General features: G+C 65.6%; 12 protein-coding genes and 1 pseudogene. 9 read left to right on the forward strand and 4 right to left on the reverse strand.

The window, feature by feature from the left end:
- Positions 1-29 precede the first annotated feature (29 nt).
- Entirely contained in the window at positions 30-929 is a 900-nt protein-coding gene (locus tag NFU08_RS20500) for an NAD(P)-dependent oxidoreductase (RefSeq protein ID WP_251425882.1), read from the reverse strand.
- A gap of 44 nt (positions 930-973) precedes the next feature.
- Positions 974-2449: a four-carbon acid sugar kinase family protein gene (locus NFU08_RS20505; protein ID WP_251425884.1), complete on the reverse strand. Its 1476-nt coding sequence runs from the start codon at positions 2447-2449 to the stop codon at positions 974-976.
- A 171-nt stretch (positions 2450-2620) separates the two neighbouring features.
- On the opposite strand from NFU08_RS20505, the gene NFU08_RS20510 reads away from it, so the two are divergent.
- Both NFU08_RS20510 and NFU08_RS20515 read left to right on the forward strand, forming a co-directional pair.
- A complete protein-coding gene (locus tag NFU08_RS20510; RefSeq protein ID WP_174180582.1) occupies positions 2621-3325 on the forward strand; it encodes a FadR/GntR family transcriptional regulator in 705 nt (234 codons plus the stop codon).
- A gap of 169 nt (positions 3326-3494) precedes the next feature.
- A complete protein-coding gene (locus tag NFU08_RS20515) occupies positions 3495-3704 on the forward strand; it encodes a dodecin (RefSeq protein ID WP_066273346.1) in 210 nt (69 codons plus the stop codon).
- A gap of 82 nt (positions 3705-3786) precedes the next feature.
- Here the strand turns inward: NFU08_RS20515 and NFU08_RS20520 are convergent, their stop codons facing one another.
- Both NFU08_RS20520 and NFU08_RS20525 read right to left on the reverse strand, forming a co-directional pair.
- Positions 3787-4002, reverse strand: a complete 216-nt coding sequence (locus NFU08_RS20520) for a hypothetical protein (RefSeq protein ID WP_251425886.1) — start codon at positions 4000-4002, stop codon at positions 3787-3789.
- 127 nt (positions 4003-4129) lie between these two features.
- Positions 4130-5023, reverse strand: a complete 894-nt coding sequence (locus tag NFU08_RS20525) for a helix-turn-helix domain-containing protein (protein WP_251425887.1) — start codon at positions 5021-5023, stop codon at positions 4130-4132.
- 198 nt (positions 5024-5221) lie between these two features.
- Here NFU08_RS20525 and NFU08_RS20530 point away from each other — a divergent pair, with 198 nt between their 5' ends.
- From NFU08_RS20530 to NFU08_RS20560, 7 genes and pseudogenes are all read left to right on the forward strand, one after another.
- Positions 5222-6043: an aldo/keto reductase gene (locus NFU08_RS20530; protein WP_251425889.1), complete on the forward strand. Its 822-nt coding sequence runs from the start codon at positions 5222-5224 to the stop codon at positions 6041-6043.
- A gap of 37 nt (positions 6044-6080) precedes the next feature.
- Entirely contained in the window at positions 6081-7052 is a 972-nt protein-coding gene (locus NFU08_RS20535; RefSeq protein WP_251425891.1) for an aldo/keto reductase, read from the forward strand.
- Positions 7046-8074 (forward strand): NAD-dependent epimerase/dehydratase family protein, encoded by a 1029-nt coding sequence (locus tag NFU08_RS20540; RefSeq protein WP_251425893.1) that lies wholly within the window; start codon positions 7046-7048, stop codon positions 8072-8074. The genes NFU08_RS20535 and NFU08_RS20540 overlap by 7 nt, the downstream gene beginning before the upstream one ends.
- Before the next feature lie 100 nt (positions 8075-8174).
- A complete protein-coding gene (locus tag NFU08_RS20545; RefSeq protein WP_251425894.1) occupies positions 8175-9008 on the forward strand; it encodes an aldo/keto reductase in 834 nt (277 codons plus the stop codon).
- A gap of 131 nt (positions 9009-9139) precedes the next feature.
- Positions 9140-9406: a GlsB/YeaQ/YmgE family stress response membrane protein gene (locus tag NFU08_RS20550; protein ID WP_174180614.1), complete on the forward strand. Its 267-nt coding sequence runs from the start codon at positions 9140-9142 to the stop codon at positions 9404-9406.
- 111 nt (positions 9407-9517) lie between these two features.
- Positions 9518-9997 carry a YtxH domain-containing protein gene (locus NFU08_RS20555; RefSeq protein WP_251425896.1) on the forward strand — a complete coding sequence of 160 codons (480 nt, stop codon included), beginning with the start codon at positions 9518-9520 and terminating at the stop codon, positions 9995-9997.
- 520 nt (positions 9998-10517) lie between these two features.
- Positions 10518-11974, forward strand: a pseudogene (locus NFU08_RS20560) (hypothetical protein); the annotation flags it as partial.

Raw genomic sequence — 11974 nt, forward strand, 5'->3', positions numbered from 1 at the left:
GCCGTCGCACGTTTGGGGGGAAGGCGGGGCTACTTTGTGCGCTTGGTGGGTGCGACGACCTTGATGACGGCGGAGTCGTCGGCAGCGGCGAGGCCCTGGGCTTGGCCCAAGAGGTAGAGCTGTTCGGCGGCGGCGGCTACCGGGGCTGCCAGGCCCGCGGCGCGGGTGGCCTTGCCCACGATGCCCATGTCCTTGACGAAGATGTCCAGGCGGGACAGGACCTCGGCGCCTTCCTCGGTGTACGCCTCAAGGATGCGCGGGCCGCGGTTGGAGAGCATGAACGAACCCGCGGCGCCGGCCTCGAGCGCGGCGAGGGTCTTGGCCTGGTCCAGTCCCAGCGCGTCGGCGAGGGCCATGGCTTCTGCGGCCGCGGCGATGTGGACGCCGCAGAGCAGCTGGTTGACGGTTTTGAGGGCCTGTCCGTCGCCGGGCTTGTCGCCCACCACGGTCAGGGTGGAGGCCAGCAGTTCCAGCGCGGGGGCCGCTTTTGCGCGGGCTTCCGGGGAAGCGCCGACGACGATCAGCAGGTCGCCTTCGCCGGCGCGCTTGGGGCCGCCGGACAGCGGTGCGTCAACAAGCTCGACGCCGTATTCGGCCAGCTTGGCGACCGTTGCGGGGATGGCTTCGGTGCCGACGGTGCTGCCGAGGATGACGACGGCGCCCGGCTCCAGCACCGAGGCCACGCCGCCCTGGCCGAACAGGACGTCGTTGAGCTGCTCGCCGTTGCGGACGGCCAGGAGGACGGCGTCGGCGCCCTTGGCGGCCTCGCGGGCGGTGGCGAAGGTTGCGATGCCGGCCTCTTCGGCGAGCTTCAGGCGGGGTTCGGCGATGTCGAAGCCGTGGACGGTCAGCTGGGACGCCAGGCGGGTGGCCATGGGCAGGCCCATGGCGCCGAGGCCCAGGACCGTGACGGTGTAGTTGCTGGTCATGGTGTTCTCCATTGAATGTGTGCGGGATCTGTAGCGGGTGGGGACTAGAAGGTGCTGCTGAGCTTGCGGGTCACGTCGGCGAGGGACTGGTCATCGCCCACGTTGCCGGCGAAGACGATGTACGGGATGCCCTTGGCGGGGCCATCCACGGGCTCCCAAAGGGAGACGATGCCCGGCAGCATGGGGCCGCGGACAATGGCGTGGCGGATCTCAAGGCCGTGGGCGGCCACGTCCGAGGAGGTGATGCCGCCCTTGGCGATGACGAACCGGGGCGGGAAGGTCTTCAGTGTCCGGTTGACCACGGCGACGACGGCGGCGGAAACCGTGCGGGCGATCCGCAGGCTTTCGGCGGGGTCGTCTGCCTTGATCAGCAGGCGGCTGGTGTGGACGATGACGTCGCCGCCGCGGAGGGCTTCGACGACGGTGTCCACGGTCCGGTCCAGGTGCACTTCGGCGTCACTGGGGGCTCCGAGCAGCTTTTCGACGTCGATCTCCACGATCCGGGCGGCGCTGTGCTGGTCGGTGAGTGCCTTGAGCTGGCGCGTGGTGACTCCCACGTGGGATCCGACGACGATCAGGCCCCCCGCCTCGGAGGGGGTGTTGCCTGCGTAGGCCTCGGCGCCGCTGAGTTCGGTGCGGATCTCCTGGCCGATCCGGGCACGCCCGAACGGGGGGCCCACCCGGTAGAGGAGCTTCTTGCCGCGCCGTTCGGCTTCTTCGAGGCCCAGGGACAGGGCGCGAAGGTCGTTTTCGGTGACGATGTCCGCCACGATGGGGGTGGAACCGGTGGCCGGTTCGATGGCGTCGGCGATGGCATTGGCAGTGGCCTGCGGATCGGTGGAGGCGCGGATGATGTTGAGGTCCAGGACGATCACCGAGCCGGCGCCGAAGCGGCCCTGCGACTTCTCTTCAACGTAGTCGGCCATGACGGAGGTGCTGAACCCGAAGGTGGCGTCCTTGGCGAATTCCGTCTCGGACACGGGGGTGAGTGTGCCGGTCTCCGCTCCTGTGCCGCGCATGTAGTGGACTCCGCCGATGGTGACGCGCCCGGCGTCGGGGAAGGCAGGGACCAGGACCACGCCGTCGGTCTTTTCTCCGCTGACGTCCGCAACCGTTGCGGCAATGACGTCCGGCTCCAGCGGGTAGTGGCCGCGGAGGGTGGAATCGCTGCGGCTGACGAACCCGAGGCGCAGTTCCTGGGGGGACCCTGCGGCTGCGAGGGCGTTGCGGACCACTTCCTCGTTGCGGGCGGCGGCCTCGGCAGGGTCCAGGCTGCGGGTGTTTGTGAGGACATAGACGGCAGGCTTGGACTGGCTGAAGGCCCAGATGAAATCCGCTACTTCCCACTGGGTGAGCACGGGCAAATCCGAAACTGACTGGGTTCCGGTGGGGTCGTCGTCGAGCACTACCAGGACCCGCGGGGTTTCCGCATTGGAGGCGGCCAGGGCGCTGGCCACCAGCTCGGCGGGAATCCGGACCTCGGCCGGGTAGGCGGCCAGAACGTCTGCTTCAAGCGTCACAGTGCACTCCATTGTGTATGAATACGTTGTACGAATCCGGCGCGGCGGATCCCGGTGGAAAGGTAACTGTAAGATGTCTGACATCTTGCATTTCGTTTAGTGTGGCACACGACATACAGACGCGCAAGTAGACTTGTCCGACATATGCAGTGAAGGATCGACGGGGGCACAATGGCGAGGCAATCACTGGTGGGACAGGTGGCGGATGAGCTACTGGACCGCATCATCACCGGTGAGTTCCCGCCCGGCGCCACGGTGCCGGGCGAACACGAACTGAGTGCCAGGCACGAGGTCAGCAGGATGACGGTGCGCGAGGCCATGAAAACACTGCAGGCCCAGCGGATCCTCAGTGTTGAACGCGGCCGCGGCACGTTCGTTAACCCCCTGAACCGCTGGGCGTCGCTTGAGGCGGTGTTGCGTGCTGCGTCGGAGGGAAAGAACGAGGCAGAGACCTCGGTCCAGCTCATCGAGCTCCGGCGGATGCTGGAAACAGGTGCCTGCGAACTGGCTGCCGGGCGGATCCGCGATGAGGATATCCAGGCTCTCTACAGCCACGTGGACAGCATGCGCGCCGCCCACGAGGTCAACGATGTTGCCGCCTTTGTGGAAGCGGACCTGGCATTCCACGACCTGATCCTGCATGCCTCCGAGAACGTGTTTGTGTCCGTCCTGTTCGAACCGCTGCACCAGGTGCTGCAGAAGCGCCGCACCCAGACGTCCGCGGTCCGGGAAATCCAGGAGCACGCAATCGGGCACCACCAGAAAATCGCCGAGGCGCTGGAATCCCGTGACCCTGCGCGGTCCCGGGAGGCCATGGATAACCACATGCAGCAGACGCTGGACGACCTCAAGAACCTGGTGCTCGAGGCGAAGTAGGCCGGCTTTCCCCTGGGATCAGGGCGTCACCGCGCCGGCGGGGCGGTGACGGCCTCCCCGGCACCAGCCACGGAACATCCGGATAAGGCTGGTCAACGTTCTCGGAGTCCTACTAGTCTTCAAGAACGGCCCGCAACCGGGAGCCCCAAGGCGATCACTAGGAGCGAAGTTGTCCAACCACACGTACAGCATTTCTGAAATTGTCGGCACGTCGGACCAGGGTGTGGACGAGGCCGTCCGCAATGGCATCGCGAAGGCCTCACAGACCCTCCGCAACCTGGACTGGTTCGAGGTGAAGGAAATCCGGGGCCACCTTGAAGAGGGCAAGATCGCTGACTGGCAGGTCACCATGAAGATCGGCTTCCGCCTCGAAGAATAACGGCCCGAACCCAAACTGGCCCGCACCTAACGTCGAAAAACCCCGATTCGGGGACGTCGGGTGCGGGCCAGTTTGGGTTTAACTAGTTTGCCGAGACGGTACCGGCTGAGCGCCGGCGCCAGACTGTTGGAACGCCGTCGAACGCTGGGAACACGTGGCCTTCGAAGAAGGACAGGACGGTGTGCGGATCATGGTCCGGACTCCAGAGACCGGACACCGGGCAGTGCGAGCCTGTGGCCGTGGAAGGGGCGCCGGCCGTGGCGCTCCTGCGTTCCTTGAGCAGTGCGATGCGTTTCATCGTTGAGACCATCCTTGGGTGGAGAAAGCGTGTAGCTCCAGCCTAGGAAGCGCGCAGTTCTTCCCCAATGGGCTCGTGGCCAGAATCACCCGCTTCAACTGGCCAAAAGCACAATGTTCCCGGGTCTCTACTCCCGGTTCTCGGCAACCGCCGGAGCGGCGTCGCGGACTGCTGCCTCCGGTCCAGCGGCCCCCAGGCTCCCCAGCAACGCAAGGGCATCGGCCGACGGCGAGCCAGCCTTGGCGGAATACACCCGGAGCGTCTGGTCGGGATCGTCCGGGAAAGCCAGGTTCTCAAAGTTCAGTTCCAGGTCCCCGACGGCGGGATGATGCAGCCGAACGCTCCCCGCCGACCTCGTGGCCACCCGGTGTCCTGCCCACCACTGCCGGAAGTGCTCGCTGTGTACCGCCAGTTCGCCCACCAGCTGGTTGGCCTGGGCGTCGTTGGGATGCCGGCCGACGTCCACCCGCAAGGCGCCTGCCGCCTCTGCCGCAACAGTTTTCCAGTCCCGGAAAAGCTCCCGGGCCCCGGGATCAAGAATGAGCCAGCGGGTCAGGTTCCGTTCCGCTGCTGGAAGAGCGGGAAAGTCAGTGAACAGCAGGAAGGCCATCCGGTTTCCGGCAAGGACATCACTGCGCCGCCCGAGCACCATGGCCGGCACGTCCCCCACCGCTTCCAGGAGCTGGCGGAGTGCCGGGCGGACACCCTGGGCGGCCGCGACGCTAGACCGGGCGGACCCGGCGCAGTTCTCCAGCAGGTCCAGCATGTGCGCGTGCTCGCCGGTATCCAGCCTGAGGGCGCGCGACACTGCATCCAGGACAGTGCGTGAAGGGTGGATGTTCCGCCCCTGCTCAAGGCGGACGTAGTAGTCCGTGCTGACTCCGGCCAGGCGGGCGACTTCCTCGCGGCGCAAGCCGGGAACCCGGCGGGCGCCGGATGCCGGCCCCGCACCAGCATCCTCGGGGCTCAGGCGGGACCGCATGGCTTTGAGGAATTTTCCGAACTCGGCGCTTTGACCCATGCAGACCATTGTGCCCGGCACGGTGGTTCTGTTCTACAACGAAGGTAGGACTGGCAGTCCTAGGAAAAACAGAATCAGGCAGTCCTGCTGACTTACCGGCCAAAAGTGCATAGGCTCAGGAGGGAGCCAGCGGAAAACGCTTTCTTCCTGTCGAGTCCGCGGCACCCCTCTACCGCACCAGCGCATCAAGGAGCCCCCATGTCAGAGCTGACACTGAATAACGGCGTCACTATCCCCCAGCTTGGCCTCGGCGTTTTCCAGGTCCCGCCCGAAGACACGCAGCGGATTGTGGAGGACGCCTTCGAGGCCGGCTACCGCCACATCGACACCGCCGCCGGGTACCGCAACGAGGCCGGAGTGGGCGCGGCGATTGCAGCCACGGGGATTCCGCGCGAGGACATCTTCGTCACCACCAAGCTCCGGAACGGCGAACAGGGCCGGGCGCAGGAAGCCTTCCAGAACAGCCGCAAAGCACTGGGGCTGGACTTCGTTGACCTCTACCTGATCCATTGGCCGGTCCCCTCCCAAGGGCTCTACGTCCAGGCCTGGAAAGAGATGGAGCGGCTGTACGAGAACAAGCAGATCCGCGCCATAGGCGTCTCCAATTTCCTGGCCGAACACCTGGACAACCTGCTGGAGTCCGCGGAGATCGTCCCCGCCGTCAACCAGATCGAGCTCCACCCCAGCTACCAGCAGGCGGCCCTTGCAGCCAAATGCCGCGACCTGGCCATCGGCGTCGAGGCCTACAGCCCTCTCGGCCAGGGCGGCGACCTCAACGGAAACGCCGTCACGTCCATCGCCGAGGCACACAACGCCACCACGGCCCAGGTGGTGCTCGCCTGGCACCTGGCAACAGGCAACATCGTGATCCCCAAGTCCGTGGACCCGGGACGCATGCGGGAGAACTTCGCCGCATCCTCCCTGAAGCTCACGGAGGACGAACTTTCCGCCATCACCGCCCTGGAGTCCGGCGCCCGGATCGGGTCAGACCCCGCCGTCGCCGCCTTCACCCAGCTGTAGACCAGCGCCCCGGACCCGTCCCCCGAAAGGACAACCCATGCAGTACACCCACCTGGGCCGCTCCGGCCTCACAGTCTCCCGCCTCTGCCTCGGCACCATGAACTTCGGCCCGCAGACGGAAGAAGCGGATGCCCACTCCATCATGGATTCGGCACATGAACAGGGCATCAACTTCTTCGACACCGCCAACGTCTACGGCGGCGCCGGCCACCGCGGCTGGACGGAAGAGATCATTGGCCGCTGGTTCGCGAAGGGCGGCGAGCGCCGGGAACACACGGTGCTGGCCACCAAGCTGTACGGCACCATGACGGACCGCCCCAACGAATCCAAGCTCTCCGCCCTGAACATCCGCCGGGCCCTGGACGCCAGCCTGAAGCGCCTGCAGACCGACTACATCGACGTCTACCAGTTCCACCACATCGACCGAGACACCCCGTGGGACGAAATCTGGCAGGCCATCGAGGTCGCCGTCCAGCAGGGCAAGATCCTGTACTCCGGCAGCAGCAACTTCGCCGGCTGGCACATCTCCCAGGCGCAGGAGGCGGCCCGCCGCCGCAACTACACCGGCCTGGTCAGCGAGCAGTCCATCTACAACCTCTTCATGCGCCAGGTGGAGCTGGAGGTCATTCCGGCCGCACAGCAGTACGGGCTGGGCCTCATCCCCTGGTCCCCTTTGCAGGGCGGGCTTCTGGGCGGGGTACTGAAGAAGGAGCGCGACGGCGTCCGGCGCACCGAGGGCCGTGCGGCGGAGACCCTCAAGAAGCACCAGGACCAGATCCGCCAGTACGAGGACTTCGCGGATGAGCTCGGCCACGAGCCCGGCGACGTTGCCCTTGCCTGGCTCCTGCACCAGCCTGCCGTCACGGCCCCCATCGTGGGACCGCGGACCCAGGAACAGCTCGACGCTGCCGTGCGCGCCCTCGACGTCACCCTGGACGCCGACGCCCTCAAGCGGCTGGATGACATCTTCCCGGGGCACCGCACGGCGCCGGAAGACTACGCGTGGTGAACCCACTCACCCCTGACGCCGACGCTGTGGCGCCGAGAAGCATCCTTTTCATCGGCGGCACAGGAGTCATCAGCGCGGCGGCGGCAGAACGGGCCGTCGCACTGGGACACCGGCTCACCATCCTCAACCGGGGCCGGTCCACAAGGCCGGTCCCGGATGGGGCGGAAATTCTCACGGCCGATGTCAGGGACGCGTCCGCGGTCCGTGCGGTGCTCGCCGGGCGCGAGTTCGACGCCGTCGCTGATTTTATTACCTTCACGGCAGACCAGGCGCAGGCCAGCCTGGATCTATTCGCCGGCCGCACCGGGCAATACGTGTTCATCAGCTCCGCGTCCGCCTACCAGAAGCCGCCCACCAGGCTGCCGATCCTTGAGTCCACGCCGCTGAAGAATCCGTTCTGGCAGTACTCACGGGACAAGATTGCCTGCGAGGAACTGTTCTACAAGGCATATCGCGAGCAGGACTTCCCGCTGACCGTGGTCCGCCCTTCGCACACCTATGACCGCACCAAGATCGCCATGGTGGGCGGCTGGACTGATATCTACCGGATGCGCTCGGGGCTGCCGGTCATGGTGCACGGCGACGGGACATCCCTGTGGACCCTGACCCACAGCCAGGACTTTGCCAAGGCCTTCGTGGGGCTGCTGGGCCGGCCGCAGGCGGTGGGCGAAAGCTACACCATCACCTCGGATGAGTACCTGCCGTGGAACCAGATCTACCAGCTGTTCGCGCGGGCCGCGGGCGTTCCGGAGCCGGAGCTGGTCCATGTGTCTTCGGAAACCATCGCTGCTCACAGCGCCGAACTCGGCGCTAACCTCCTGGGCGACCGCTCACACTCCGTGGTCTTCGACAACACCAAGATCAAGTCCCTGGTCCCCGGCTACCACGCCACCATCCCGTTCGCCGACGGCGCCCGCCAAATCGTTCAGTGGTTTGACGCGAACCCCCGGCTGCAGACTGTGGACCAGGACTACATGGCCCTCAGCGACCGGCTCATCGCCTGGGTGCGCAGTGGCGCCTGAGGCCGTACCGTCCTGCCGGCGTGTCCCTCCAGTACAACGCCGACAATATTCTTAGGGCGTCCAAGGGCTGGGACATGCAAATCCGGGAGAGACTGTTCCAATGACACGTGCACCGCTGATCACACTCAATGATGGCCACTCCATCCCGCAGGTGGGCCTTGGCACCTGGCCGCTGGATGATGACCAGGCGGCCACCGCCGTCGTACAAGCCCTTGAAGCCGGATACCGGCACATCGACACGGCCGTGAAGTATGGCAATGAGCAGGGCGTGGGCAACGGCATCCGGGCCAGCGGCGTTGACCGCGATGAGCTCTTCATCACCACCAAGCTGGACGGCCAGTTCCAGGGCAACGACAGGGCGGTGGAAGGACTGGAGGGATCGCTGGAGCGGCTGGGGCTGGAGTACGTGGACCTGCTGCTGATCCACTGGCCCCTGCCGGCGCGGGACGAGTACATCTCCACCTGGAGGACCTTTGAACGCCTCCAATCGGAGGGGAAAGTGCGCTCCATCGGGGTCTCCAACTTCAAGCCCTCCCACCTGGAGCGGCTGATGGCTGAAACGGACATTGTTCCCGCCCTCAACCAGATCCAACTGTCCCCGGCAATAACGCGCGCTGCCGAGCGGGAATTCCATGAAAAGCACGGCATCGTCACGGAGTCCTACAGCCCGCTGGGCGGCTCCGGGGCGGGCCTGCTCGGCGCGCCCATCCTCTCCCAGCTCGGCGAAAAGCACGGTAAAACGCCCGGCCAACTGGTCCTTCGGTGGCACGTTCAGCACGGAATTGTAACGATTCCGAAAACAGCCAATCCGGAGCGTATGAGGGAAAACCTGGATATCTTCGATTTCGCCCTGGATCCGCAGGATCTAGCGGAATTGGCTATCCTCGACGAAGGGCCCGGCGCGGGCAACGATTCCGACGTTACGGGGCACTAAACAGCCCTGAAATGGGCTTTTCTTCAATCCGGGGTTGGCAAATAGATAGTAAGCATGATTACTATTGAGGCAGAAGGATGAAGTGCCCCCGGGATCCGGAGGCCTCCTTTACTTAGGAAGAGGAACAAAAAATGGGATTCATTGCATTTCTAATTCTCGGCCTTATTGCTGGCGCGATCGCTAAGGCGATCCTCCCGGGCCGTCAGGGCGGCGGCTGGATCATCACCCTGGTCCTGGGCGTCGTTGGAGCACTCCTCGGCGGCTGGATCGGCGGAATGATCTTCGGCAGCGGACTGCAGGAGTTCTTCTCGCTGCAGACCTGGCTGCTGGCCATCGGCGGCGCACTTATCGTGCTGCTGGTATACGGCATGATCACCAAGCGTGGCGCACGCAGCTAACTGCCGCGCCAGCCAGGAAAGCCGGCTTGGGGACAACATCCCCAGGCCGGCTTTTCCATCTCCCGGTCTCTCTGGCCGGAACTGAATCTCTTCAGGGAGCAGGATTTCATTATGAAAAACAAACTTCTTTTGGGCGTAGGAATCGCCGCCGGATATGTGCTTGGATCGCGGTCGGGCCGGGCAGCGTACGACAAGCTCAAGGCCAGGGCCGCCGGCATCTGGGACAGCAAGCCCGTGCAGGACAAGGTTGCCGTGGCGACGGAGACCATCAAGGAAAAAGCCCCCGAAGTTGCGGACCAGTTGAGTGAGGCCGCCCGCCGGGCAGGCACGGTCATCGGCTCGGCAATGCATCGCGAGGGCGCCTCGGGTGAGAAGAAGTCGCCAACGTCCGACGACGCCGCGACGACCCGCGCTAACGGCACCAGCGCTGCCGGTACTTCGGGCGGCTTCGGCACTGCTGGAACTACGGGCATTCGTAGTGCCGGCACCCCGGGCGGCGACGACCTTGGCGAAGGCCACATCCCCGCGCACAGTACGCACCCGGAAACCCACAACCTCGGCACCTCGGACGAAACTGATTCGAAGTCCTGACAGGCGGCTCTGACGGTATACGGCAGAGCGGTTTCCGCTTGACAACGTAATTACCGCTTGCCTGTGCTACAACTGAATGGCTTTGCTGGCCGTCGCGATCCTTGGGGGACGCGGCGGCCAGCGGCGTCTTAACCACTGGAGCGGGTTTCCACCCCAGCAGCGAATTGCCAAACGGCTCCGCGGCTATGTGGATATCCTGCCCATACTGGTATCGGTTTCCCGGGTTATCCACACAGCCGCTTTAGCCGACCCTTTTGCCAGTGGCCTTTGGCAGAGTTATCCCATGAAGGTGATGGCGAACCAGCTTGCGGAGTCCGGCGGTTTTACCCCCGGACTCCGCAATGCATGTTTCCTCCTTCCACCTCCGCCAGGCACCCGGCCTGTGATCCCAGGCCACCTCACTGCAGTAGCTGTCGAATGTACTCCGGCCCCTGCTGACGGGCCCGGTTCGCCCCCCGCACCTGCTACTGACGGCGCCTCCGGACGTGTTGAAGAAGCAGCTGGACAGCCGCAGGCCGGGTTGTCAGGAATCGGAGACCTGCTTAATGCTGCGGCGCTTACTGCCCCGGATACCCTTGCGGCGGCAGGCTACGTCCAGGCCGCCGACTTCGCCGGCCAGGTTGAGGACCTCGCCCGGAGTATTGAATGCCTGCAGCTACTCGCTGCCGGCGCTGTTGACCGGACCCGAAGCGAAGCAGTCATCGCAGCGGCAGCCGCCCGGTCCACGCGGTCCCGGGGCTGGGTCACCGGGTGGGAAAGCGGCGTCGAAACACTCAACGAGACAGACGCCGACTGGCCGGGCAAAACCACAACGGGCGGCACGGACCACAGTTACCTGCAACGCAGCGACCCGATGCCCACTGAACCGGCACCCAGCGCAGCCACTGTTGCCGGTGGCGTGGTTACTCCCGTGGCGGGAACAGGGATGTGGGGCGCAGTGCCGGTTGTGACTTCGCCGGCCGACGACGGGTGCAGGAACACCGCGGAGTTCCTCCGTTTGAGGCTCCGAATCCCCCTGCGCGAGGCCCGCCGCCGCCTCGCACTCGCTGACCAGGCCCTGCCCGGGACCAGCCTCACGGGCGAGCCCCTCCCGCCGGCCCGGCCACATCTCGCAAGCGCCCTTGCCCCTGCACCCAACCCATCCACGGCCGGGTCAGCCGATGGAGCCACGACTTTCGAAGAAACAGCTGCGGACACGGGCAAAGAGACGGATGGGGGTACGGACGAGGGTACGGATCGGGTCTCACCGGAGCGGGCTTCTGCGCCAGTGGTGTCCTCTTACGCCGGGACAATCATCACCGCTGCGCTGGACCGCATCCGGCACCACACCACTCCGGATGTACTGGACCGGATTGAACACGACCTCACCGACGCCGCGGCCACCGCCGACCCAGACTTCGTGGCCCGCCTGGCGCAGCGCTGGGCCGAGACCATCGACGCCGACGGCACCGAACCCAGCGAAGAAGCCCTCCGCCACACCCAGGGAGCGTTCATCCGCAAACCCCGCCATGGCCTGCACCGACTCGAGATTTTCGCCACCACAGACCAGTACGAACACCTCCTCACTGCCATGAACGCCGCCACGAACCCCCGCACCACCGTCTCCACCGAGACCGGGACGGGGGCAGAGGCAGAGGCAGGAGCAGGGTCAGCGGCAGGCATCGAAACTGAGGCAGGCAGCGGGACACGCACCGAGCCCCAAACCGACACAGGCAGCGGCGCCGCAATGAACAGAGTCATGGCCGCCGCAACCGGAGACGGAAGTGCGACCGTGCAGGACACTGTCTGGAACGACGCGCCCCAGGATGCGGGTCCGGACCTTGAACGTCGCACCCGCCCCCAAAAACAACTCGACGGCATCATCGGCGCCGTCAAAGCAGGACTCTCCACCAACTCCCTGCCTGCCGCCGGCGGCAACCGTCCACAGATCATCGCCACCATCAACTACCAGGACCTCTTCCCCCACCGCCCCACCAC

The sequence above is a fragment of the Pseudarthrobacter sp. NCCP-2145 genome (genome assembly GCF_023708005.1).
Taxonomy (GTDB): domain Bacteria; phylum Actinomycetota; class Actinomycetes; order Actinomycetales; family Micrococcaceae; genus Arthrobacter; species Arthrobacter oxydans.

Coding starts and splice junctions, on each gene's coding strand:
- NFU08_RS20535 (WP_251425891.1), top strand. CDS start 6,081: ATGCAGTACACCCACCTGGGCCGCTCCGGCCTCACAGTCTCCCGCCTC.
- NFU08_RS20530 (WP_251425889.1), top strand. CDS start 5,222: ATGTCAGAGCTGACACTGAATAACGGCGTCACTATCCCCCAGCTTGGC.
- NFU08_RS20520 (WP_251425886.1), bottom strand. CDS start 4,002: ATGAAACGCATCGCACTGCTCAAGGAACGCAGGAGCGCCACGGCCGGC.
- NFU08_RS20555 (WP_251425896.1), top strand. CDS start 9,518: ATGAAAAACAAACTTCTTTTGGGCGTAGGAATCGCCGCCGGATATGTG.
- NFU08_RS20525 (WP_251425887.1), bottom strand. CDS start 5,023: ATGGGTCAAAGCGCCGAGTTCGGAAAATTCCTCAAAGCCATGCGGTCC.
- NFU08_RS20550 (WP_174180614.1), top strand. CDS start 9,140: ATGGGATTCATTGCATTTCTAATTCTCGGCCTTATTGCTGGCGCGATC.
- NFU08_RS20500 (WP_251425882.1), bottom strand. CDS start 929: ATGACCAGCAACTACACCGTCACGGTCCTGGGCCTCGGCGCCATGGGC.
- NFU08_RS20545 (WP_251425894.1), top strand. CDS start 8,175: ATGACACGTGCACCGCTGATCACACTCAATGATGGCCACTCCATCCCG.
- NFU08_RS20510 (WP_174180582.1), top strand. CDS start 2,621: ATGGCGAGGCAATCACTGGTGGGACAGGTGGCGGATGAGCTACTGGAC.